Annotated in this window: 25 protein-coding genes and 1 other RNA gene; 8 read left to right on the top strand and 18 right to left on the bottom strand. The window is 27.4% G+C overall.

Annotated features, from left to right (window positions below):
* Positions 1-100: 100 nt before the first annotated feature.
* The 9 genes from ACTG44_RS17540 to smpB all read right to left on the bottom strand — a co-directional run bounded on the left by ACTG44_RS17540 (position 101) and on the right by smpB (position 4528).
* On the bottom strand, positions 101-703 hold the full coding sequence (locus tag ACTG44_RS17540) for a DUF1420 family protein (protein ID WP_479920944.1): 603 nt from the start codon (positions 701-703) through the stop codon (positions 101-103).
* On the bottom strand, positions 649-981 hold the full coding sequence (locus ACTG44_RS17545; protein ID WP_479920945.1) for a hypothetical protein: 333 nt from the start codon (positions 979-981) through the stop codon (positions 649-651). The genes ACTG44_RS17540 and ACTG44_RS17545 overlap by 55 nt, the downstream gene beginning before the upstream one ends.
* A 52-nt stretch (positions 982-1033) precedes the next feature.
* Positions 1034-1189 (bottom strand): hypothetical protein, encoded by a 156-nt coding sequence (locus ACTG44_RS17550; RefSeq protein ID WP_479920946.1) that lies wholly within the window; start codon positions 1187-1189, stop codon positions 1034-1036.
* 178 nt (positions 1190-1367) lie between these two features.
* Positions 1368-1799: a hypothetical protein gene (locus ACTG44_RS17555; RefSeq protein ID WP_021363939.1), complete on the bottom strand. Its 432-nt coding sequence runs from the start codon at positions 1797-1799 to the stop codon at positions 1368-1370.
* 170 nt (positions 1800-1969) lie between these two features.
* A complete protein-coding gene (locus ACTG44_RS17560) occupies positions 1970-2182 on the bottom strand; it encodes a helix-turn-helix transcriptional regulator (RefSeq protein ID WP_169470054.1) in 213 nt (70 codons plus the stop codon).
* Positions 2183-2599 (bottom strand): hypothetical protein, encoded by a 417-nt coding sequence (locus ACTG44_RS17565; RefSeq protein WP_169470053.1) that lies wholly within the window; start codon positions 2597-2599, stop codon positions 2183-2185.
* A 55-nt stretch (positions 2600-2654) separates the two neighbouring features.
* A complete protein-coding gene (locus ACTG44_RS17570) occupies positions 2655-3068 on the bottom strand; it encodes a hypothetical protein (RefSeq protein ID WP_479920947.1) in 414 nt (137 codons plus the stop codon).
* A gap of 497 nt (positions 3069-3565) precedes the next feature.
* Positions 3566-3915: a transfer-messenger RNA gene (gene ssrA / locus ACTG44_RS17575) on the bottom strand.
* 157 nt (positions 3916-4072) lie between these two features.
* Entirely contained in the window at positions 4073-4528 is a 456-nt protein-coding gene (gene smpB, locus ACTG44_RS17580) for an SsrA-binding protein SmpB (RefSeq protein ID WP_021386105.1), read from the bottom strand.
* 506 nt (positions 4529-5034) lie between these two features.
* On the opposite strand from smpB, the gene ACTG44_RS17585 reads away from it, so the two are divergent.
* Complete coding sequence (locus tag ACTG44_RS17585) at positions 5035-5862, top strand: AIM24 family protein (protein ID WP_021386022.1); 828 nt, start codon at positions 5035-5037, stop codon at positions 5860-5862.
* 586 nt (positions 5863-6448) lie between these two features.
* Here the strand turns inward: ACTG44_RS17585 and ACTG44_RS17590 are convergent.
* The 5 genes from ACTG44_RS17590 to rnr form a co-directional block, all read right to left on the bottom strand.
* Positions 6449-7093, bottom strand: a complete 645-nt coding sequence (locus ACTG44_RS17590) for an ABC transporter permease (RefSeq protein WP_479920948.1) — start codon at positions 7091-7093, stop codon at positions 6449-6451.
* Positions 7023-8312 (bottom strand): ABC transporter permease, encoded by a 1290-nt coding sequence (locus ACTG44_RS17595; RefSeq protein WP_479920949.1) that lies wholly within the window; start codon positions 8310-8312, stop codon positions 7023-7025. The genes ACTG44_RS17590 and ACTG44_RS17595 overlap by 71 nt, the downstream gene beginning before the upstream one ends.
* A complete protein-coding gene (locus ACTG44_RS17600; RefSeq protein WP_479920950.1) occupies positions 8309-9181 on the bottom strand; it encodes an ABC transporter ATP-binding protein in 873 nt (290 codons plus the stop codon). Before ACTG44_RS17600 ends, ACTG44_RS17595 begins: the two co-directional genes overlap by 4 nt.
* A gap of 936 nt (positions 9182-10117) precedes the next feature.
* Positions 10118-10609, bottom strand: a complete 492-nt coding sequence (locus ACTG44_RS17605; protein WP_479917547.1) for a YfbM family protein — start codon at positions 10607-10609, stop codon at positions 10118-10120.
* Positions 10610-10920: 311 nt separating this feature from the next.
* Entirely contained in the window at positions 10921-13056 is a 2136-nt protein-coding gene (rnr, locus tag ACTG44_RS17610; protein WP_479920951.1) for a ribonuclease R, read from the bottom strand.
* A 600-nt stretch (positions 13057-13656) separates the two neighbouring features.
* On the opposite strand from rnr, the gene ACTG44_RS17615 reads away from it, so the two are divergent.
* From ACTG44_RS17615 to ACTG44_RS17640, 6 genes are all read left to right on the top strand, one after another.
* Positions 13657-14271, top strand: coding sequence for a DNA alkylation repair protein (locus ACTG44_RS17615; protein ID WP_479917548.1), 615 nt, complete (start codon positions 13657-13659; stop codon positions 14269-14271).
* 17 nt (positions 14272-14288) lie between these two features.
* The gene (locus ACTG44_RS17620) at positions 14289-14651 is read left to right on the top strand and encodes a winged helix-turn-helix transcriptional regulator (protein WP_021386106.1); all 363 of its coding nucleotides are present in this window, start codon (positions 14289-14291) and stop codon (positions 14649-14651) included.
* A 123-nt stretch (positions 14652-14774) separates the two neighbouring features.
* A complete protein-coding gene (locus ACTG44_RS17625) occupies positions 14775-15272 on the top strand; it encodes a YbhB/YbcL family Raf kinase inhibitor-like protein (RefSeq protein WP_479920952.1) in 498 nt (165 codons plus the stop codon).
* Positions 15273-15562: 290 nt separating this feature from the next.
* Positions 15563-15937, top strand: coding sequence for a VOC family protein (locus ACTG44_RS17630; RefSeq protein WP_479920953.1), 375 nt, complete (start codon positions 15563-15565; stop codon positions 15935-15937).
* 3 nt (positions 15938-15940) lie between these two features.
* Positions 15941-16879 carry an AEC family transporter gene (locus tag ACTG44_RS17635; RefSeq protein ID WP_479920954.1) on the top strand — a complete coding sequence of 313 codons (939 nt, stop codon included), beginning with the start codon at positions 15941-15943 and terminating at the stop codon, positions 16877-16879.
* Between the two features lie 194 nt (positions 16880-17073).
* Positions 17074-17460 carry a DUF3795 domain-containing protein gene (locus ACTG44_RS17640; RefSeq protein ID WP_021385992.1) on the top strand — a complete coding sequence of 129 codons (387 nt, stop codon included), beginning with the start codon at positions 17074-17076 and terminating at the stop codon, positions 17458-17460.
* A gap of 253 nt (positions 17461-17713) precedes the next feature.
* Here the strand turns inward: ACTG44_RS17640 and secG are convergent, their stop codons facing one another.
* Both secG and ACTG44_RS17650 read right to left on the bottom strand, forming a co-directional pair.
* On the bottom strand, positions 17714-17938 hold the full coding sequence (secG, locus tag ACTG44_RS17645) for a preprotein translocase subunit SecG (protein ID WP_003421948.1): 225 nt from the start codon (positions 17936-17938) through the stop codon (positions 17714-17716).
* A 117-nt stretch (positions 17939-18055) separates the two neighbouring features.
* Positions 18056-18562: an N-acetyltransferase family protein gene (locus ACTG44_RS17650; RefSeq protein ID WP_479917551.1), complete on the bottom strand. Its 507-nt coding sequence runs from the start codon at positions 18560-18562 to the stop codon at positions 18056-18058.
* An 84-nt stretch (positions 18563-18646) separates the two neighbouring features.
* On the opposite strand from ACTG44_RS17650, the gene ACTG44_RS17655 reads away from it, so the two are divergent.
* Complete coding sequence (locus ACTG44_RS17655; protein ID WP_054271647.1) at positions 18647-19075, top strand: MarR family winged helix-turn-helix transcriptional regulator; 429 nt, start codon at positions 18647-18649, stop codon at positions 19073-19075.
* A 119-nt stretch (positions 19076-19194) separates the two neighbouring features.
* Here the strand turns inward: ACTG44_RS17655 and eno are convergent, their stop codons facing one another.
* Positions 19195-20487, bottom strand: a complete 1293-nt coding sequence (gene eno, locus ACTG44_RS17660) for a phosphopyruvate hydratase (protein ID WP_479920955.1) — start codon at positions 20485-20487, stop codon at positions 19195-19197.
* 339 nt (positions 20488-20826) lie between these two features.
* Positions 20827-22356 carry a 2,3-bisphosphoglycerate-independent phosphoglycerate mutase gene (gpmI, locus tag ACTG44_RS17665; RefSeq protein WP_479920956.1) on the bottom strand — a complete coding sequence of 510 codons (1530 nt, stop codon included), beginning with the start codon at positions 22354-22356 and terminating at the stop codon, positions 20827-20829.
* Positions 22357-22360: the final 4 nt, after the last annotated feature.

Consider the following 22360-nt stretch of genomic DNA (forward strand, 5'->3'; position numbering starts at 1 on the left):
GGATATAAACTAATTATATTTAAGCTTATATCCTTAATTACAAATTCAGATTAGACATTGTTATAGTTAATGTATTTGTATAGGATGGTTTAAGCTAACTTTATATGATTTCTCTAATTATTGAGAGAATCATACAAGAAATTCTAGATATATTATCTGGATCACTATTTTCCTTTGTATCTTCATTTGTATGTATATTAGGAATATAATTACCTCTTCGTAAGTTGAATTTTTTTCTTGATATAGATAGAGCATTGTAATTTGTAAAGCTTAGATGGTCACTTGAAGTTACTGAATTACATAAAAATAAATAACATACTCGAACAATATAATTTTTCAAAAATATTTTTATTACTCTCTTAACCTTTATTTCATCAGACTTATTTTTAAAACTTTTAATTATATCAACTAAAACTTTTGTCTTCTCTTTGTTTTTATTATTGCCAATGATATATGAAATTGTATCATAGTCACCTTCAGTTGCTATACAATCAATATTAATTATTATCTCAGATTCTAGGTCATGATAAGATTTTACAAATGATCTTGATCCCTTTAATCCTTTTTCTTCATTGTCAAAAAAAACAAATCCAACACTATCAATTTTTTTTTCTTCATTTATAATATTTAATTTTTTTGCAACCTCTATTAAACATAGAATCCCACTATAATATTTAATTTTTTTGCAACCTCTATTAAACATAGAATCCCACTAGTATTATCATTATAGTTATTTTCATTTGCTTTTTTACAATTTTTATATGCGTATTTCTGTTGATTAGGATTCAGCTTATCTTTCCTTTTATAATATAGAGATACTAAATATTTAAATAAATAGTCTATTCCTATAGATATGAAAATTATAGCAATTATAGGAACTATTATATTTTTTTCTAACATCTTTAAAATTAAATTTATCAATGGTACTATAAGAATATCTGCTATTAAAATTAATGCTACTATAAAAATAATTCTAAACATATTCATGTTCTTATGTATAATTTGATCACCTATAGAAAATCTTCTAGGTGTATCATAATGAGCTGTCAATATTATCACTCACTACATTACGATTTCCATTTTGACTTACTTCTTTTAAATTAAGGCCCTCTTCTCTAAACTTACTTATTATAAAATTTATAAATTTACTTTTTTGATCTTCAGTATACCTTATTCCTAATTTATTCAATATATCCTCCTTATTTTTATCCATAATTAAACTTATTAAATTCACACTATACTTTCCATTATTACAAGAACTTGTAAGAATCTAAATGTTATTAGAAAATAGCAATCAAGTAATTCTTACTAGTTTTTTCAGTTAATAATATAAATTCCTCCACATAATCAACATTAATTTTTTATTTTTAAATATAATATATACCTATTTCTTTGTCCATATGTGGATAGGTACTCATGAGTTTACAAGGAATTTTCTTAATATGTATCATATAATTCATTAAGTCATAATCTTTAGTTCTTTCTTTCAAATAATATTGATTTTTAAATTGTCTCTTAAGTTCACTAGACATATCATTAATATTTATGGACTCATAATGAATCAATATTCCTTCATTATTTATTCTACCACTATATTTTAAATATAATCCAAATGGAAGTCTATAAACACATTCTATTTTGCTAAAAAGATTAAATAAATTATTTATATTTAAGAATATTTTTACATTATTTTTTATAGATATCATTGTAATTTTATAATTACTTTTTATAAGTTTTTTATAATCTTCATTATACATTTTTAAATCTCCTTTAATTTCATTCTTATTTAGTTTTGTCATAAAATCTTATGTAATGATTTACCTACCATTTGAACATTTACTCACTAAAAATCAAGCTTTTCTTTAATTAATCTCAAGTATAAAAATTTTAGCTGAATATTCCAGATATTATTCAATCATTATAGTTAATATTTTGTTAACAATCTTAATAAATGTTTATAATCTATCCACTATTCTTCTTCAATAAATTCAAACAAATTCTCTACTGTAGTATCAAATACTTTAGCAATATCCATAGCTAACTTCAAAGAAGGATTATATTTTCCATTTTCTAAGTGTACAATAGTCTCACGTCTTACCCCAACTGATTTAGCAAGTTCATTTTGTGTCATAAGGAGTTTTTCCCTATATTCTTTAATTTTTGTCTTCATCAATATTGCCACTTAGTTACATATCCCCCTTTTATCAAAGTATACATACAAAATTAATTTCGATAACGATTGTATAAATAAAACTGCAATAAGAATTATACCAGTATCCAAGTTTGATATATTTATATTACTTGTATAAGGTGTTGCAAAGAAAATAGCCACTATAACTATAGAATATATCATTATTGTTATTGCAATCTGATTAACCTTTGATAGTATAAATTTAGATGATTCATCAACTAAATCATTATACTTTTTATTATAAATTAAGTAGCATCCAAAAACTATTAACCAACTCAACCCTGGTAGAGAAGCAGTACTTGGACCTTTAAAAATATATTTAGTAGCTAATACAGCTATAAAAAAATAAGTTATTACAAGTAATTCTAAGATAAGCTTTGATCTTACACCAGTTTCTGATTTGTACATATAAAATCACTCCTTAAAAGTTATATTTTAGTTTTTATTTCATTGATATTGCCACTTAGTTACATACACCCCTTTTATCAAAATATACATACAAAATTAATTTAGTTAACGATTGTACAAGTAAAACTGCTAAGAGCATTATACCTATATCCAAATTTGATATATCCAAAGCTCTTGTATGATTAACTGAAAAGATAACAGCTATTACAAACATAGAGTATAACATTATTTTTGATGCAATCTGATCAACCTTTAACAACATAAGTTTTGATACCTCATCAACTAAATCATTATATTTTTTATTATACATGAGATTGCACACCCAAAAAGCTAATAAAATTATAAAAGTAAACCAAATACCTTCTCCTTTAAAAATAAACTTTTGTAATAACAAGTCTATAAAAAAATAGGATAGCATCATTAACTCTGAAACAAGATTTGCCTTAACACCAAGCTCTGATCTAGACATATAAAATCACCCCTTAAAAGTTATATATTTATAACACTTGATGTTATAAATATATAACATCTTTAAATAAATTGCAAGAGAATATTGTAAACATTTAATAATATCTCTATAAATATAACTTATAAAAGATTCTATAATAATCATAGAATAGTTACAAATAATACTATAAAGTCACTTCTTTATTCACTTTTAGGTAGCTGTCTCTCTCTAAAAATTCTCCTAATATAAAAATCCATTCTTTAATAAACATTGAAATACATTACTTGATTATTTTATTATATCTATTCTCTCGACCATATCATTTACTAACTATCTTCCTAATAAACATGTAATATTAAAATATATAATTATATAACCTAAATGCACCCCCATATACCCACAAAAAAACCTCTTTTTCTGTGGTTGGGGTACGGTTGGTGGATTTTATCGCCAAAATAAAAAATACTAGTCAATAGAGGCTAGTATTTCCAAGTATTTCATCATTCTTTTCTCAAAATTGGTGGAGACGAGGGGAGTCGAACCCCTGTCCGTAAGTCTTTTCCTCGTTGCATCTACATGCTTAGCCAACTTCACTAGTATCTCGCCTCACATAACGCCAAGTGGCAGGCTTTATGCTTAGCCAGTCCCAATTAATCTACTTTAAGTCGAGACACCCTTAAAGTAGTTCCCTGCATAATGACGTCCAGTCTTAGTCGGCAGGAGGACTAAGAGGGACGAGCAGCAACTAGGCTGCTATCGCGAAATTATCGTCTGCGTTTATTTTAAAGTTCCCCAGTTTTTACGTGACCCAGAGTAACACGACATGCAGCCTCAAGTTCCAAACCCACGTCGAAACCTTTACGCCCCCTTGAGTAGTTTATAGTCCAGTAGACTTTTCGCAAACTTTATCACCATTTTTATTAAATTTTTAATGTATATATAATATAATACTTTTAAGAATAAAAATCAATGTTATGTTCTAGATAATAAAGAATTTTATTCTAAAAAATACACTTTTATCTAATTTAATACTTGCCTGTCATTTCTCTTTCTATACGTCTTTGTGCATCTTTCTTAGCCATATCTTGACGCTTATCATATAACTTCTTACCTTTTGCTAAAGCAATCTCTACTTTGACCTTACCGTTTTTTAGATATAAACTAAGTGGTATAAGTGAATACCCCTTTATAGTAGTTGCTCCAATAAGTTTTCTTATCTCATGCTTATGAAGCAATAATTTTCTAACTCTTAAAGAATCAACATTGAATATATTTCCTTGCTCATATGGACTTATATGAACTTGTTTCAAAAATACTTCACTATTATCTACAGATGCATATCCATCACTTAGGTTAACTTTACCTTGTCTTATTGATTTTACTTCTGTTCCTTTTAATTCAATTCCACATTCATAAGTTTCTTCTATAAAATATTCATGTCTTGCTCTTTTATTTGTTGCTAATACTTTCTTACCAGCCATATAAATCTCACCTTCTTTGCTAGAAAATTCTTCAATTGATATTAAGAATTTGCTAAATTTTCCATACTACTAAATCATTTGACTAACCTGTATAATAACATATTCAGGGATTTTAGTCAAGATTACACTAATGTATTAAGTTTCTTAAGTAATATGATAAATAATAAAGCAAAATAAATAACAAGACATATCAAATACATTCAGTACCAAGCTAAATTTAACTGATAAAATTAATTTATTAACTTCAAAACAAAAACTACTCTAAATTTTTATCTTTTATCTTTTAACATGCCCATAAGATATAATACCCACAAATAATAAATAATACTCAAAATATCTATTTAAATAATCACACACCCTTAAACAATCCTACTCCGACTAGAATCATCTTAAAAGATGTAAAAATTTGATGATAAAGTAGCCATTTTTCCAAAAAAAATGTAATATATAATTATATCTTGTAATATTTTAGAGATAAATATTAACTATAGTAGGGAGAAATTTGTATGGATTTAAGCAAAAAAGTAAGAATTTTAGAAAATGCATCAGATGGAAAAAGTGAATTTGAAATATTGGAATTTGAAAAACTTGAAGGTGCTTCTAGCCCAATGATGGCAATGGGATTATATTTTGCTAGAGAAGCTGGCTTAAGAGCTAGACAAATTAAGATAAAGTTAAATAATTCATCAATAAAAACAGAAGCTGGTGCGTTATATTATTATAAAGGTAATATCTCTTCTGAAACTAAAATTGGTGGTGTTGGTGGTCTTTTCAAAAAAGGAATATCAGGAGCACTTACTAATGAATCAATGATGAAACCTGTATATAAAGGTACTGGTGAAGTTTACTTAGAACCTTCTTTTAGACATTACTTATTTATGAGCCTTGATAATGATTCAATAGTTGTTGATAAAGGATTATTCTATTGCTGTTCTGATACAATAGAAGTAAAGGCATTTACACAAAAGAACTTCTCATCTGCTTTACTTGGTGGCGAAGGTTTCTTCCAAATAGAATTAAGTGGTACTGGTGTAATCGTTCTAGAATGTGTTGTTCCTCAAAGTGAAATTGTAGAGTATGAATTAAAAAATGGAGAAGAATTAAAGGTAGATGGTAACTTTGCAATAGCAAGAACATCTGGAGTTAATTTCTCTGTTACTAAATCAGATAAGTCTTTAATAGGTTCTGCTTTAAATGGTGAAGGTTTCTTAAATACATTTACTGGTAATGGCACAGTTTGGTTAGCTCCAACTCAAGTAATGTATGAAAAATTAAGCTTTGGAGCAATGCCTACTAATGATAATATGAATAATAAAGTTTCTAAACAAAAATAGTAGTTTTATAAATATTTATTAAATCATTATGAAATTTATAAAATTATTAATAGGTTTTATTGGACTAGTATTATAAAATCACTATGAGATTTATAGAATTACTATAAGTTTTATTAAACTAGTATTATAAAATCATTATGAAATTTATAAAATTACTAATAGGTTTTATTGGACTATTATTGTGAAATCATTATGAAATTTATAAAATTATTAATAGGTTTTATTGAATTAGTATTATAAAATCATTATGAAATTTATAAAATTACTGTAGGTTTTATTAAACTAGTATTATTAAATCATTATGAAATTTATAAAATTACTGTAGGTTTTATTGAACTATTATTATAAAATCACTATGAAATTTATAAAATTACTATAAGTTTTATCAGACTATTATTGTGAAATCAATATAAAATATAAATTTGAGAGCTTTTAATAAAATGCAGTATATGTATGTAAATAGATATGTACATCTATTTACATACATAAATATCAAGTTATAGTTTATGTATATAAAAATAAACTTGTATTTCATAAATACACTTTTTACTTCTATTACCTTCATTTTATTAAAGCTCTCATTTTATTATCTAACCTTCCTTTTTATTGGTTTTATCAATAGAGATAGAATTATCAACACTACACTTCCAGATATCAACCAATATTTTTCATCAAAACTGCCTTGACTCATAGACATTATAAAGAAATTTCCAACATACTTGTCTTTAGTCATCATGTTTAAAATTAAATATCCTATAGATATCATATATCCCATGATTGTATTGTTAAATAAATTCGAGAAAAACATTCCCAAACTTCCTATAAATATAGCTGATGCGAAACTTCCAACAATATACTCGATTACTGGAAAATCTCCACCTAAATATATTAAAATATTTACAAAGCCTATAATTAAAACAGCTATACTTATAATTGACATCAGTATTCTAATTAATTGTACAACAACTTGAGATAATGATTTTGATGATACTATTTCATCAATCTCCTTTGATTGTTCTAGTGAAAATATAGGTACCAACATTATTATTCCTAATATTGCAACATAATTTTCTAAGCATATGGCTGCCGAAATCCTATCTAAATTAGCTACTCCTTGTATTAGAGGAATCAAACATAACAATATAATTGAACATATCAAATTAATTAAAATGCTTAATTTGAAGTTTTCTTTTATTAAAACTAAACAGTTTTGAAAGCTTTGACCCAACATCAAGATTCCCCCTTCTTTTTTGCTCATATAAGAATATCGTTAACAAAACAATCACTAATGCACCTAAACTCATCATAAGTCGATTACTCATAATTTGATTAAAGTTTTGTGCAACAATATCCCCACTTAACACACTGTTATGTCTTATCATTAATCCCATTGTTGGATAATCCCCTTTAAGAGCTGTAGAATTTATACTGTAAAACCACCAAATTAATTGAACAATAATTGCTATTGGCGTATCTGTTAATATAGTAAGGCTCATACCTATAGCTGTAGCTATCATAAGAGTTGGAAGTAGCCACCATATTGTATATTTTATAAATGCTAAATTATCAACTGATATCCCTTCATTTTTACCAAATGCAATCAAAGGAAGCAAATCTTTTATACCTAAAATTAATACTGGTAATAACATCATAAAAACAAGTGCAAAATATCTTGATAAAACTATTTTGTATGATGATACTTGTTTTGAATAAATAATTTCTCTCATTCTTGAACGCTTATCTTTAAGTGACATGAAAACTGCCACAAACACTGGAAATATACTTAAAACTATACCTATATAATCACAAAAAATTCTTGCATATCCATTAGTAACTTTATCTTTTTGTATTGTATAGTTATAATTCTTCACTGCTTCATTATAAGTAATTGGAACTACTCCAAATCTTTGCAACTTATCAAAGGCATATGCAGACCCTCCACCTAAAATATCATCTACTTTTTGCATTATTTCTTCAAATCTTCCAATAGATACTCTTGAATAATCTATTTTTATGCTATCTCCATTTTTCCATAGTGCATTTATTTCCTCAATACTTCTACCAGTTATTTCTTCTATATATTGTTCTATAGTCTTAGTTTTAGTTTGGTCCAATTTTATAGATTTAGCTATTCCTGTTGGATATGTTGTATATGAGTTCTCTTGATATTCTCTAATTAAATTTATAGTTGCGTTGGGGATGACTTCTTCTGTTTTCATAGATTCTTTTTGACCATATGGATATTGATTGTGTATAGAATAATATTCCTCAATATTTTCTACCCTTTGAGGTGCAACTAGTGGATTTCCATTATTAGGGACAGTCTTACTTACATCTTTAGAAACTGAACCACCAAGTTGAGAAACATAGAAAAATACTAAAGCTATAATAAAAACATAATATACTATACTTTTTAATATATTTTTACATTCTTTTACAAATAGATTCATATCTTCTCTCCTCCCATTATAAGCATATAGCCATCTTCAATAGTTGGATTACATTCTACTGCATTTTCAAAAGGTTTATCATCTGATATGACCTTAAGTGTAGCCTTTCCACCTTGAGTCAGCATACCTATAACTACAAATCTACTTTTTATATTTTCAATATCTTTTTTGTCTACTTCAATACTATATACTTTTCCTTCAGCTAGTTTTGCTAATGCCTCAGTAGAGCCATTGTATATGACCTTTCCACTATCTAATATAGCCACATTTTCACATGTAGCTTCTATGTCTCCAACAATATGCGTTGATAAGATGACAATTCTATCATTTGCAATTTCGCATAATAGGTTTCTAAATCTTATACGTTCTTCTGGATCAAGACCTGCTGTTGGTTCATCTACTATTAAAACTCTTGGATTATGAATTAGCGCTTGTGCTATACCAAGCCTCCTATTCATACCTCCAGATAAAGACTTTACCTTAACATTTTGGTGATTAGTAAGGTTTACTTTACTTAATAACTTGCATATAATTTTTCTTCTTTTTCTTAGTGGTATATTCGATAAAACTGCTAAATAATCCATTGCTTTATATACTGTCATATTAGGATACATTGAAAAATCTTGTGGTAAATAGCCAACCATGTTCCTAATATCTTTAGTATTCTCAATAGGAATTCCACACATGTCTATTGAGCCTTCTGTTTTTGATAATAAAGTGGCTAATATTCTCATAAAAGTCGTTTTTCCTGCTCCATTTCTCCCTAAAAGTCCAAACATACCACTGTCGATTTCAAGATTTATGCTATCAAGAGCAATTTTTGTTCCAAACCTTTTACTAAGGTTAGACACTGATATTTTCATTTCCATATATAAATACACCTCCAGAAATAGTTTTATAGAATTGTGTTTCTATAAACTTTTTATTGTATTTTCATAATAAATTCTAAAACTTAAGATATTATTTATAAATTTCTAAATTTTTCCTAAAGATTTTAATTTTTCTACTTTTAATTAAAGTATCTATATTTTTAATTTTTACTTACTTTATTTGTGAATTCGTTTTATATAATAAAAAGATATGGTGGATGGCTAAAAGAATTATTTATAATGGATAGCTTTCAATGTGATGGTAAGTTGCTATAACTAAAAAATATTGCAGATAACTAAAAGAATTATTGGATATAAGAGATTAGCTTCAAAAAATAGTTAATTTGCATAATTTAAAAATAAGATAAGTATACAAAAGAATTGTTGGATATAAGATATAAATTTTTTTAAAAATTAATTCACATAATAAAAAAATACAATATCTAATTAAAAGAATTATTGAATATAATAGGTTAGCTTCAAAAATAAATCGAGTCACATAATGAAAAAATATTATAGATATACAAGAGAATTATAGGACACAATAGATAAATTTCAAAAATATAGTAGATTCAAAACTATAATTAAAAAATCCTCTATTTTATCAATTGAATTGGAATCTAAAAGATTATTAAATGCCTATTGTAGACTCATATATTTCAAAATCATATTATATAGTCTGTTCTAAGAAATATTTATCACATACTTGTATCCTAATGATACTAACTTCGGATAAATCATTTAGCCTTTTAAAATAAATTAAAACATATGTAGCTATACATCACAAGAATTCAAAATAATATACGTATTTCAAAATGCTACTATTAAATAAATAATTAAAAGGCTAATATAATATCTATTCTTCCCTTATAAAAAACATCCTTCTCCTTGTCTAAGATATGTAAGTACATCAACATTCATGTTTTTTAGTAATCATTACATTATACAAAATATCACTGCTTTTCCTTCATTAGCTGCTTCCTCTATAAACTTTTTAAGTTCAATTAAATTTGCCCATACATACTCAAAAAACTCTTCTTCATTCTCATCATCCATAACAGGGTAAATATTATTTTCTAACATCTCACCAATATTAAATTTTGTTCTAAACATCTGCTCTTCTAAATTGTTCATTGCTTCTGATAGTTTTTTTACATCATTAGCTGTAATCAACATTGCAGGTGGCTCTTCATCAATTTCTACAAGTACATTTCCACTTAGAACTAATTTGCTAAATATATTATCATCATCTCCTCCAAATGGACAACCTGTTAAAGTAAAGTGAATAGCATCCCATGCCTTATCAATATTAATAGAATTATTTTCATTCACATCTCCAAAAACAAACTCTTGTAAATTCCCTTCTGCTCGTTGTAGTTTCAAAACATTTTCTTCACTTATTTTAGTATAACATCCTATCATACCCATAATTCCATTCCTCCTAAGTAGTGTTTTTAATAATTTTAACACTAAATTTATACAAAGTAATATATTGTTATAAATTAAATAAAGCAAAAATTTATGTAAAACAAAAAAATAAGTGTATCTCAAATTTTAAAGGATACACTTACTTTATATTAAAAATTTATTTTTTAAATATTTGTTTTAACTAATTATTTTTTAATTAGCTATTTCCATTAAATATTTTTTAATTAGCTATTTTTATTGAACATTGAGTATTGTAAATTTAGCTATATCATAAATACTACAACTTCTCATATCTTTTTTAAATGTTTTACTTATTCCTCTATCTTTTCAACTATTTCAAAATCAATTTCTTTAAAATCTACATTTACACCCTCAACTTTTATCTTAACTAGGTCACCTATCTTATATGACTTCTTAGTTCTTTCTCCTACAACACTGTAAGAACTCTCATCATAAATATAATAATCATCATTCATATTTGCAAGTCTTATCAATCCTTCTATAGTATTATCCAACTCAACAAATATTCCAAATGAAGTTACACTAGATACAACACCTTCAAACTCTTGACCAACTTTATCCTTCATATAAAGAGCCTTATAGAAATCATGTACATCCCTTTCAGCCAACTCTGCTTTTCTTTCTTTTTCAGAAGACTGAACAGATGCATAATCAACTATAGTAGTAAGCTGTTCTTGTCTCTTTCCACTTATCTTATTATTTAAAGATTCTTTTATTATTCTATGAATTTGAAGGTCAGGATATCTTCTTATTGGTGAAGTAAAATGACAGTAGAATTTAGCTGCTAACCCAAAGTGTCCACTACATTCTGGTGAATATTTAGCTTGTTTTAAAGAACGAAGCATTATAGTACTAATAGCACCTTCTTCTTTTTTGCCCTTTATCTTCTCTATTATACCTTGTAATTCTTTTGGATGTACTTCCTCTTTATCACCCTTTATTACATATCCAAATGTAGATATAAACTTGCTCAATTCTTCCATTTTTTCCAAAGATGGTGTCTCATGTATTCTATAAACAAATGGTATTCCCATCCAATAAAAATGTTCTGCAATTGTCTCATTACTTATAAGCATAAATTCTTCTATTATTTTATTAGATATTCTTCTTTCATAAGGCTTTATATCTGCAACTTCACCTTCTCCATTTAGAATTATCTTTGCTTCTGGGAAGTTGAAATCTATAGCTCCTCTTTTTTCCCTTCTTGACATAAGAATTCTAGCCAAAACCTCAGCATTTTTAAAGTCATCTGCAACATGTTCAAAAGTCTTTTTAAGTTTTTCATCATCTTTCTCTAATATGTCAGACACTTCTGTATAAGTCATTCTAGCTTTTGAATTTATTATAGATTCACATATCTCATGTTTAACTACATTTCCTTTATGGTCTATTTCCATAAATATAGAAAGTGTTAACTTATCTTCAAATGGATTTAAACTACATACTCCATTTGAAAGAGTCTTTGGCAGCATTGGTATTACTTTATCTACTAGATAAACTGATGTAGCCCTTTTTAAAGCTTCTTTATCAAGTTTATTTTTTTCTCTTACATAATGTGTGACATCAGCTATATGAACCCCTAATTTAAAGTTTTTATTGGGTAATATTTCTATTGATATAGCATCATCTAAATCTTTTGCGTCATCTCCATCTATAGTAAATATGTTTAAATCTCTTAAATCTCTTCTTCTTTTTATCTCCTCTTGAGGAATTTCAACAGCTACAGCTTCAGCTTCTTGCAATACTTTCTTTGGAAACTCTTCTGGCAGACCATGTTCCCTTATTATAGAGTCTATTTCTACGCCTCTTTCACCTTTTTGACCTAATATCTCTATAATCTTTCCTTCTGGCTTTCTATCCTCTTGTGGCCATACTGTAATTTCACATACTACTTTATCATTATCTACTGCTCCACTAAAATGTTTTTTAGGTATATATATATCTTTAGTAAACTTCTTGTTATCTGGTGTTACAAATCCAAAAGTTTTACTTGATTGAAAAGTTCCTACTATTCTAGTTATCTCTCTCTTTATAACTTTTACTATTCTTCCCTCTGCTCTCTTTTCTTCAGTAGCAGGTACAACTATTTCTGCCATAACTCTATCATTATGCATAGCCCCATTTATATTGTCGCTTGAGATAAATAAATCCTGCGTATACTCAGCATCAGATTCCACAAATCCAAATCCTTTTTTATGTGATACAAATTTTCCAACAAAATATCCCATTTGATTTGGAGATATTATTTTTCCTTTCTTAGTAAAACTTATATAACCATCTTCTTCTAATTCATTTAAAAAATTATAAAACATTGGCATTTCTGATGAATGTATATCAAAAATTTCTGCTAATTCTTCTTTTTTTAGAGGATTATATGCACTTTCATTTATTAATCCTAACAAACTCTCTTTAAGCCCTGGTATCATTTTTCCCTCCTATTTTAATCTTTTATTATATTATTTTTTATATTATGTTATCCTTTATATTCCTTATAACAAAGCTTTTTTATTAATTACACATAACTTTTTATACTTTTTATTATTCCTACAAACTAAATTACTTATTTATATTTTTGATTTATTATAAATTGTAAAGGAATATCTTGAAACATCATTATAGTGATTTTCTAATCATAAATTATCTGTAATAAATGTGATTATTATCGTTTAAATTACTATTTATTATCTACTTTATCACCTAATTATACACTATCAGATAAGATTGGTAAAATATTCATCTCATATAAATATTACTATATAATAATTTATTCTATTAGTATACTCAAATCATGTAAAATTTATATAACTCAATTAATTTTTTAAACACAACTTTATAATATAAAACTCATAATAAAAGTAAATTTATATGCTAAATTAGGTTGATTTTTTATTATTTTTTATTTATGCTAGTACTAAAGACTTGCAAACGTTTTTTGACAAGTCTTTATTTTATCTAAACTAAACAAACTTTTTTTTACAAATAAATACATGAAATTTAAACTAATCTACTTATTGGAGGAGATAAAATTGGAAGAAGTAATTGCAAAAATTATTACTATAGAAAATGGCTTTAAAGAAATTGAAAGCATCGCTAAAAAGATTGTAAAAAATAATGAATCAAAAAAATGTTATTATCTATCAATCTACTTATATAGATCAGAATACTATCAAGTAAGAGAATTGGCAGTGTTTATACTTGGCTTTATATCAATAACGATTTCTGAAGCTTTGTTATTTTTAAAAGACAATGTGAGTAAAGATGAAAACTGGAGGGTACAAGAGATATTAGCTAAATCATTTGATTATTATTGTAGTGAGGTAGGATATGAAAAATCACTACCTGTGATAAAAGAATGGATTAATTCTGACAACCCAAACATAAAAAGAGCTGTCACAGAAGGGCTTAGGATTTGGACCAATCGAGATTATTTTAAATCTAATCCTGATATCGCTATATCTCTACTTTCCAGTTTAAAGGATAATGATAGTGAATACTTAAGAAAATCTGTAGGTAATGCACTTAGAGATATAAGTAAAAAATATCCAGATTTAATAAAAAAAGAATTAGATTCATGGGATATTTCAAATAAAAAAATTGAGTTTGTATATAAGCTTGCTTCAAAACGTATCTTAGCAAAATAAATTGGAGGTGCCCTTATTTGAAACTTCGCGATGAATATACTTGCCCCTTAGAACTAACACATGATATGATAAAAGGCAAATGGAAATCTATTATATTATGGAGATTACGTATGGGACCTACTTCCCTATCAAAACTTGAGAAGGAAATTAATGGTATTAATCAAAAAATGTTGCTTGAACAACTTAAAGAATTAATCGAATTTGGTCTTGTAGATAAAAAGACATATGAAGGTTACCCGCTTAAGGTTGAATATTTACTCACACCTATTCGAGGAAAGCAAATATTAGATGCTTTGGCTATAATGCAAGATATAGGAATTAACTTTATGCTAGATAATGGTATGGAAGATGTCCTTAAGGAAAAGGGTATTTTAAAATAGGTAGATATACTCTAAATATATACCCACAAAAAAGTAAGTAATTTACCATTATTTTCAACTGGTATATAATTAAATTACAGAAATATTATATTAATTTATTATATATTTAGGAGGTAAATTATTATGAAAGTAACTAGTACTGGTATAGTAAATGGCATTATAGAAGATAAATATGGAAAAAGAGGAACTCAGTTCAATGAAGGTGGTATGCCTACATACTCACTACCTCTAAAATTTGAAGATGCTCCAAAGAATACAGTATCCTTTGCTGTATTTTTAGAAGACAAAGACTCTGTCCCTGTATGTGGATTTGCGTGGATACATTGGTTAGCTGTAAATATAACAAGAGACGAATTAAGTGAAAATGAAAGTATAACAGCTACTGATTTTATTCAAGGTACTACTAGCTGGCATGGTAAGCTAGGAGGTCTTGATAGATTAGAAGCCAGTGTATATGGTGGTATGGCTCCTCCAGACAGACCTCATGTTTATGAGATACATGTATTTGCACTTGATACTATTCTTGACCTTGAAAAAGGATTCTATATGAATGAATTTTTCAAAGCTATGGATGGACACGTTTTAGATACATTTACATTAAAAGGAAGTTATTCTAACTAATTAGATTGACTATAGCTAATCATTAATTAAATGTCTACATTTGATTAATGATTAGCTTAATTGTTATTAGAATATTTTTTATATTTTAATTAACAAATTACATTAAATCCTGCAATTTACATAAAATTTAACACTCTACATGAAATTCAATAATAAATATAAAATTCAATAATAAATATAAAATTCAACAATCAAGATAAAATTAGATAGTCAAGATAAATCGTATCAGTTTATAAAATCAAATAAATTTATGATAAGTTTATCAATATATAAAATCTTAAGGAGTTGTTATGATAAAAAAAATAGACCATGTAGTAATTACTACTAATAATATAGAAAATTGTATCAAATTTTATACAAAACTTGGTTTTACATTTAAGGAAATGAATAAAAGATATGAGCTTTATGCTGGAGATTTCAAGATAAATGTCCATATAAAAGGTCATGAACTTTCACCACATAGCAAAAACGTACAAACAGGTAGTGCTGATTTATGTTTTGAAATAAACGATAATATTAATGAGACAAAAAAATACTTAGAACAAAATGATATTCAAATTGAACAAGGAATTGTAGAACGCACAGGATTTTTTGGTAAAATGAAATCCATTTATTTAAGAGACCCTGATGGAAATTTAATTGAATTGTCAAGTTATGGAGAATAGACTTTGGAAAATTTAATTTTATCAGTAAATGTTGTTCTTCCTTTGTTTCTCACAATGTTACTTGGATATGTTCTAAAAAAATTAGGCTTATTTGATGAACATACTTTAAATAAAATGAATAATGTTTGTTTCAAATCTTTCTTGCCATTATTATTATTTTTTAATATATATAACACAGATTTAAACGGCTCTCTTAATTTTAGACTTATGACTGTGGCTGTTATAATCATTTTTTCAACCTTCTTAATCTTAGTTTTTATTATCCCTAAAATTGAAAAAGATAATAAATCAAGGGGTGCATTAATACAAGGTATATTTCGTAGTAATTTCGTTATATTTGGTATTCCTGTCACAATCTCACTATTTGGTGATAAGAGCATTGGAGTCACATCTTTATTAATTGCAGTCATTGTACCTATGTTTAATGTGTTGTCTGTCGTAATACTTGAAATTTTTAGAGGAGGCAGAGTAAATATAAAACATATGATTAAAGGTATTATAACAAATCCACTTATAATAGCTTCTGCAATAGGTCTTATTATGTTAATTTTAGATGTAAATATTCCTACATTTTTACATAAGACAATTGGCGATATATCTAAAATCGCAACACCTTTATCTCTTATAATTTTAGGGGGTTCCTTTAGTTTTTCTTCTATAAAGGGACATATAAGACCCATTATATTGGGAGTATGTGGAAGACTTGTACTAGTACCTACTATATTCTTGCCAATTAGTATTTTTCTTGGATTTAGAAATGTAGAATTAGCCTCACTTATGATAATGTTGTCTGCTCCAACTGCAGTTTCTTCATTTACAATGGCACAACAGATGGATTCTGATAGTGAACTAGCTGGTCAAATTGTAGTATTTACTTCTGCATTTTCTATAATTACAGTATTTTTAATAATATTTATTTTAAAACAGAATAGATTTATTTAAACTAATTTTATTTAAACTAATCTTATTTAAAAATTTAGCTTTACTTACATGATATTTTCTAGTTGTATGCTTTTACTTGTACACCATATTTATAATATAAGCCCTAATGAAGATGATTCTATTAAGTATTATGAAAGTACTGTTTATATTTACAATACACTAGCTATACTATAAAACTTAATGGAGATGATTTTATGAAACCTTGTGAAAATACTGCTGCTATTTGTGGCTTATTTTGTGGGACTTGTCCTGAATACCCTGAAAACTGTCATGGTTGTCTCTCAGATAATGTTAACTCTGAGTGTTTAGTTTGTGACCACGGATTTAGAGATTGTGCAGAATTGAATAATGTTACACGATGTTATGAATGTGATAAATTCCCTTGTGATAGATTACATGATTTTAAAAACAAACATATTGTCAATGGAATTTGTCATCATAAAAATGTCATTGATAATCTACAGTATATGAAGGAAAACAGTGTTTTTAGGTGGATTGAAAAACAAGTCACTGAAAATACTTGTCCAAATTGTAATAAACTAATTGTCTGGTTTGATAAAGATACACATAAGTGTAAATAATCAAAATATCTAACTTAATATTTAAAATAAAAATGGCTGTCTCAAAATAGAGATAAGCCTCTTTTTCATTGTTGAAATGATGAAAACATATTTGATTTCATAAAAAAAGAGTGTCTCATGAACTAAAAAGTTCATTTTGAGACACCTCCCTTTTTATTTTTTACTTTACGTACTTTTATTAAAAACTAAATTTAATTTTTAAATATTTCCTAAATACACTAATCAAATAATGGCCAGTTATTCAACAATATCATTACTTTTTAACTATAAGTAATGCTAATGCATTTATAAAAAATAATACTGCTGTTATCTTTGTAACTCTAGCAAGAAATGCTTGTTTACCTTTTGGTTTAAAGTAAGCTTGACTTCCTTCTCCACCAAACTCTGAAGGCAAAGCATTTTTTGAATCTTGAGGCATTATGCTAATTACTAGTAAAATCCCTAGCACTACTTGCACACCCATTAAAATGTTGCTCATTATTGCCCCTCCTATCTATTTATTACTTAAATTTCATTACTCTTTAGTGTATCACAATAATATAGTCATTTCAAGACTATTAAAGTATAAATAACAAACAAAAATAATATGCAATTACTATATCTTTTTTGAATAACGTACTTCTAATAATTTTTTCCCAATATGTATCTCTTTCTCAAAATCATCACAAGTAAAACTATTTTTTTTATAGAAATTTATAGCTCTAGTATTGTCTTTTAGAACCCATATCGTTATATGTGAATATCCTAAATTGCTTAATCTATCAATGCAAAATTGTAATCCTTTTTTTGTCACAGATGTTCCCCAAAAATCAGGATGGAAATAGATAGAATATATTTCTCCAACATATTTTGGAGCATTATCCTCTTGGCTTCTATTTAATGAAGCAAAACCAGCAGGTATACCATTTACTTTAAAAAGATAATATTCCTCTTCAGCTTTTGGAATAACACTTTGGAAAACTTCTGCTCTTTTCTCAGAAGTGAATTCATCTATTATCTTATCTGGAATAATTCCTTTATACGCTTTTCTCCACGAACAAGAATGTATAAAGCCCATTTCTGTAGCATTTTCACTTGTAGCTCGTATAATCTCTAAATTCATAAAAACACCATCCTATTGACAAATTAATACGATTATCGTACTATATTAGTGCGATAATCGTATCATATATGGAGGTAAAAGTCAATGAATCCTGTAAAAGAGCTAAACAACCTGTGGCATATTGTTAGTATGCAGATGAAAACAGAAATGTGTAGTGGTAAGTATCCTACTATTCATGGTATTTCTTTAGTAGAATTAAGTATTTTAGAAATAGTTGAACAGTATCCAAATAGTATAATGAAAGAAATTAGTGAAATTTTAGAATTGCCAAAAAGCACATTAACAAGTGCTGTAAAACGTCTTGAATTAAAAAAATTTATTAAAAAAAATCCCTGTATTAAAGATAAAAGGGGGTATAACTTAGTCTTAACTGAATTAGGTTTAAAGGCTCAACAAGAACATAGAGATATAGAAATAATTGTATTTAGAAATCTCTTACATCAATTAGATAAAGATGAAATAGAAACTTTTATTCGTATTTTTTCTAAAGCTGTGAATAAAAGTAAGAAATGAAATATAAAAAAAGGATAAGTGAATTGAAAAATCAACTATCACTTATCCCTTATAAGATAAATTTTTATCTTTTATGTTATCTCTTTAATCTTTAATACCATATTTTTAATCTTCAATAACTATTTTTTTAAATTATAGAAAGATTTTAATCCACAGTATCTAGCTTGTTCTCCAACCATTTCTTCTATTCTTAATAATTGGTTGTACTTAGCAACTCTATCAGTTCTTGATGGAGCACCAGTTTTTATTTGACCAGCGTTTACTGCAACAGCTAAATCTGCTATAGTAGAATCTTCAGTTTCTCCTGATCTATGAGATATAACAGCAGTATATCCTGCTCTCTTAGCCATTTCTATAGCATCTAAAGTCTCAGTTATTGTACCTATTTGGTTAACTTTAACTAATATAGAGTTAGCTACTCCATTTTCAATTCCTTTTTCTAATCTCTCTGTATTAGTAACAAATAAGTCGTCACCAACTAATTGTAATTTATTTCCTAATTTGTCAGTTAATAACTTCCATCCGTCCCAATCTTCTTCATCTAAACCATCTTCTATAGTTATTATTGGGAAGTTGTTTGACCAATCTTCATATAAAGCAACCATTTCAGCAGCAGTTAACTCTTTTCCTTCTCCTGCTAAAACATATTTTTTAGTATCTTTGTTGTACATTTCTGTAGCAGCAACATCAAGTCCTAACATAACATCTTCACCTGGCTTGTATCCAGCTTTTGTTATAGCTTCAACTATTAATTCTAAAGCTTCTCTGTTTGAACCTAAGTTTGGAGCGAATCCACCTTCGTCACCAACACCACAAGCTAATCCTTTTTCTCCTAAAACTTTCTTTAATGCATGGAATACTTCTGCACCCATTCTTAAACCTTCTTTAAAACAACAAGCACCTACTGGTAATATCATGAACTCTTGAACATCAACGTTATTATCAGCATGCTCTCCACCGTTTAATATGTTCATCATTGGTACTGGTAATTGTTTAGCATTTACTCCACCTAAATATTGGAATAATGGAAGACCTATTTCATCAGCAGCTGCTCTAGCTACTGCCATTGAAACACCTAATATAGCATTAGCTCCTAATTTACCTTTGTTTGGAGTTCCATCTAATTCTATCATCATTGCATCTATTGCTGGTTGGTCAAATGCATCCATTCCTTCTATTTCTGGTGCTATTATTTCATTTACGTTAGCAACAGCTGTTTCTACACCTTTTCCTAAGTATCTGTCTTTATCTCCATCTCTTAATTCAACAGCTTCAAAAGCTCCTGTAGATGCTCCTGATGGAACTATTGCTCTTCCCATTGCTCCATCTTCTAATACTACTTCAACTTCTACAGTTGGATTTCCTCTTGAGTCTAATACTTCTCTAGCATATACTAATTCAATAACTGACATTTGTATATCTCCCTTCGATTTTCTATTAGTTAAATTTTCATTTACTGTAAACTTACGTCTACTATTTTACTCTACTTTTTATATTATAGTACATAAAGACTTTTTTGAAAATTAGGTACAAATTTATTTGATGGGTAAATTTGTAAAAGTTCCTATTTTTATTTTATTTTTTATAATATTTTAACTTATATAGTATTAAAAAACTTGATTAAAATTCAAAAGTAATCTTCAATACATAACATTATAGCTAGATTTAAAACATTAAACATAAAATGTACAACTAATGATTCTAAAATTTTTGCTTATATTTATATTTTCTTTTCTACTTATCAGAGTTAATTATTTTGAGATAAGTGAATGACCAGTCATTTCTTCTGGTTTTTCTAACTTCATCATATCTAAAACAGTTGGTGCTATATCAGACAATCTTCCTCCATCCAATAACTTTGCACTTTCAAATTCTTGACCAACTACAATAAATGGTACTGGATTAATAGAGTGAGCCGTTACAGTCTTTCCTGTTTCTGGGTCTAACATATATTCAGCATTTCCGTGGTCAGCAGTTATTATTGCACTTCCACCTAACTCTACTATCTTATCTATTAATTTTCCTACACAAGTATCTACAGTTTCAACAGCTATTACAGCAGCTTCTATACTTCCTGTGTGACCTACCATATCAGGATTTGCAAAGTTTAACACTATAAAGTCAAACTTATCTTCTCCTAATTTCTCCAAAGCTTTATCTGTCAATTCGTATGCTGACATTTCTGGCTGTAAATCATAAGTTGCAACCTTTGGAGAAGGTATCAATAATCTTTCTTCGCCTTTATTTGGTTCTTCTACTCCACCATTAAAGAAGAAAGTTACATGTGCATACTTTTCAGTCTCAGCAGCTCTAAGTTGAGTCTTTCCATTGTTAGCTAGATACTCACCTAGAGTATTAGTTAAAGATTGAGGCCCAAATGCTATATGCACGTTTTTTATAGTTATATCGTACTCTGTTAAGCATACAAAGAAGTTTTTAATATCTTCTCTTTTAAATCCATCAAACTCTTCACAAACTAGAGCTCTAGTTATTTGTCTAGCTCTATCTGGTCTAAAGTTAAAGAATATAATTGAATCATTTTCCTTTATACTTCCAACTGCCTTATCATCTTTCATAATAACTGTTGGCATTATAAACTCATCATTTTTTCCATTGTCATAAGAGTTTTGAATAGCTTCCTCAATAGAAGTTGCTTTTTCACCAATACCTCTAACCATAGCATTGTATGCAAGCTCTACTCTTTCCCATCTCTTATCTCTATCCATAGCATAATATCTACCAGAAACTGTAGCAAATTCTCCTACTCCAATTTCATCCATACTAGCTTGTACTTCTTTAGCATATTCTAATGCACTTTGAGGGTCAGTATCTCTACCATCAGTAAATGCATGAACATACACCTTTTCTACACCTCTATCTTTTGCCATTTTGATTATGGCTTTAAGATGGTCTATATGTGAATGTACTCCTCCATCAGACAAAAGTCCCATTACATGAAGAGAATGCTCTTTTGCATTATTCATAGCTTCACATAAAACTTCATTATTAAAAAAATCACCATCTTTTATAGATTTTGTTATTCTAGTTAAATCTTGATATACAATTCTACCTGCACCTATATTAGTGTGACCAACTTCTGAATTTCCCATTTGACCATCAGGTAAACCAACATCAAGACCACTAGCATTTATCAATGTGTTTGGATATTTTTTTATTATTTTCTCTAAGTTAGGAGTTTTGGACTTAGCAATTGCATTTCCCTTAACGTCCTTATTATATCCAAACCCGTCCATAATAATTAAAGCAACTGGTTTTTTCATCATT

This window comes from Clostridioides sp. LIBA-2809 (assembly GCF_056688965.1).

Excerpts from the sequence above, each read along its gene's own strand:
- ACTG44_RS17540 (WP_479920944.1), bottom strand. The coding sequence starts at position 703 with ATGTTTAATAGAGGTTGCAAAAAAATTAAATATTATAGTGGGATTCTA.
- ACTG44_RS17545 (WP_479920945.1), bottom strand. The coding sequence starts at position 981 with ATGTTTAGAATTATTTTTATAGTAGCATTAATTTTAATAGCAGATATT.
- ACTG44_RS17555 (WP_021363939.1), bottom strand. The coding sequence starts at position 1,799 with ATGACAAAACTAAATAAGAATGAAATTAAAGGAGATTTAAAAATGTAT.
- ACTG44_RS17565 (WP_169470053.1), bottom strand. The coding sequence starts at position 2,599 with ATGTACAAATCAGAAACTGGTGTAAGATCAAAGCTTATCTTAGAATTA.
- ACTG44_RS17570 (WP_479920947.1), bottom strand. The coding sequence starts at position 3,068 with ATGTCTAGATCAGAGCTTGGTGTTAAGGCAAATCTTGTTTCAGAGTTA.
- smpB (WP_021386105.1), bottom strand. The coding sequence starts at position 4,528 with ATGGCTGGTAAGAAAGTATTAGCAACAAATAAAAGAGCAAGACATGAA.
- ACTG44_RS17585 (WP_021386022.1), top strand. The coding sequence starts at position 5,035 with ATGGATTTAAGCAAAAAAGTAAGAATTTTAGAAAATGCATCAGATGGA.
- ACTG44_RS17590 (WP_479920948.1), bottom strand. The coding sequence starts at position 7,093 with ATGTTGGGTCAAAGCTTTCAAAACTGTTTAGTTTTAATAAAAGAAAAC.
- ACTG44_RS17595 (WP_479920949.1), bottom strand. The coding sequence starts at position 8,312 with ATGAATCTATTTGTAAAAGAATGTAAAAATATATTAAAAAGTATAGTA.
- ACTG44_RS17600 (WP_479920950.1), bottom strand. The coding sequence starts at position 9,181 with ATGGAAATGAAAATATCAGTGTCTAACCTTAGTAAAAGGTTTGGAACA.
- ACTG44_RS17605 (WP_479917547.1), bottom strand. The coding sequence starts at position 10,609 with ATGGGTATGATAGGATGTTATACTAAAATAAGTGAAGAAAATGTTTTG.
- rnr (WP_479920951.1), bottom strand. The coding sequence starts at position 13,056 with ATGATACCAGGGCTTAAAGAGAGTTTGTTAGGATTAATAAATGAAAGT.
- ACTG44_RS17625 (WP_479920952.1), top strand. The coding sequence starts at position 14,775 with ATGAAAGTAACTAGTACTGGTATAGTAAATGGCATTATAGAAGATAAA.
- ACTG44_RS17630 (WP_479920953.1), top strand. The coding sequence starts at position 15,563 with ATGATAAAAAAAATAGACCATGTAGTAATTACTACTAATAATATAGAA.
- ACTG44_RS17640 (WP_021385992.1), top strand. The coding sequence starts at position 17,074 with ATGAAACCTTGTGAAAATACTGCTGCTATTTGTGGCTTATTTTGTGGG.
- secG (WP_003421948.1), bottom strand. The coding sequence starts at position 17,938 with ATGAGCAACATTTTAATGGGTGTGCAAGTAGTGCTAGGGATTTTACTA.
- ACTG44_RS17650 (WP_479917551.1), bottom strand. The coding sequence starts at position 18,562 with ATGAATTTAGAGATTATACGAGCTACAAGTGAAAATGCTACAGAAATG.
- ACTG44_RS17655 (WP_054271647.1), top strand. The coding sequence starts at position 18,647 with ATGAATCCTGTAAAAGAGCTAAACAACCTGTGGCATATTGTTAGTATG.
- eno (WP_479920955.1), bottom strand. The coding sequence starts at position 20,487 with ATGTCAGTTATTGAATTAGTATATGCTAGAGAAGTATTAGACTCAAGA.
- gpmI (WP_479920956.1), bottom strand. The coding sequence starts at position 22,356 with ATGAAAAAACCAGTTGCTTTAATTATTATGGACGGGTTTGGATATAAT.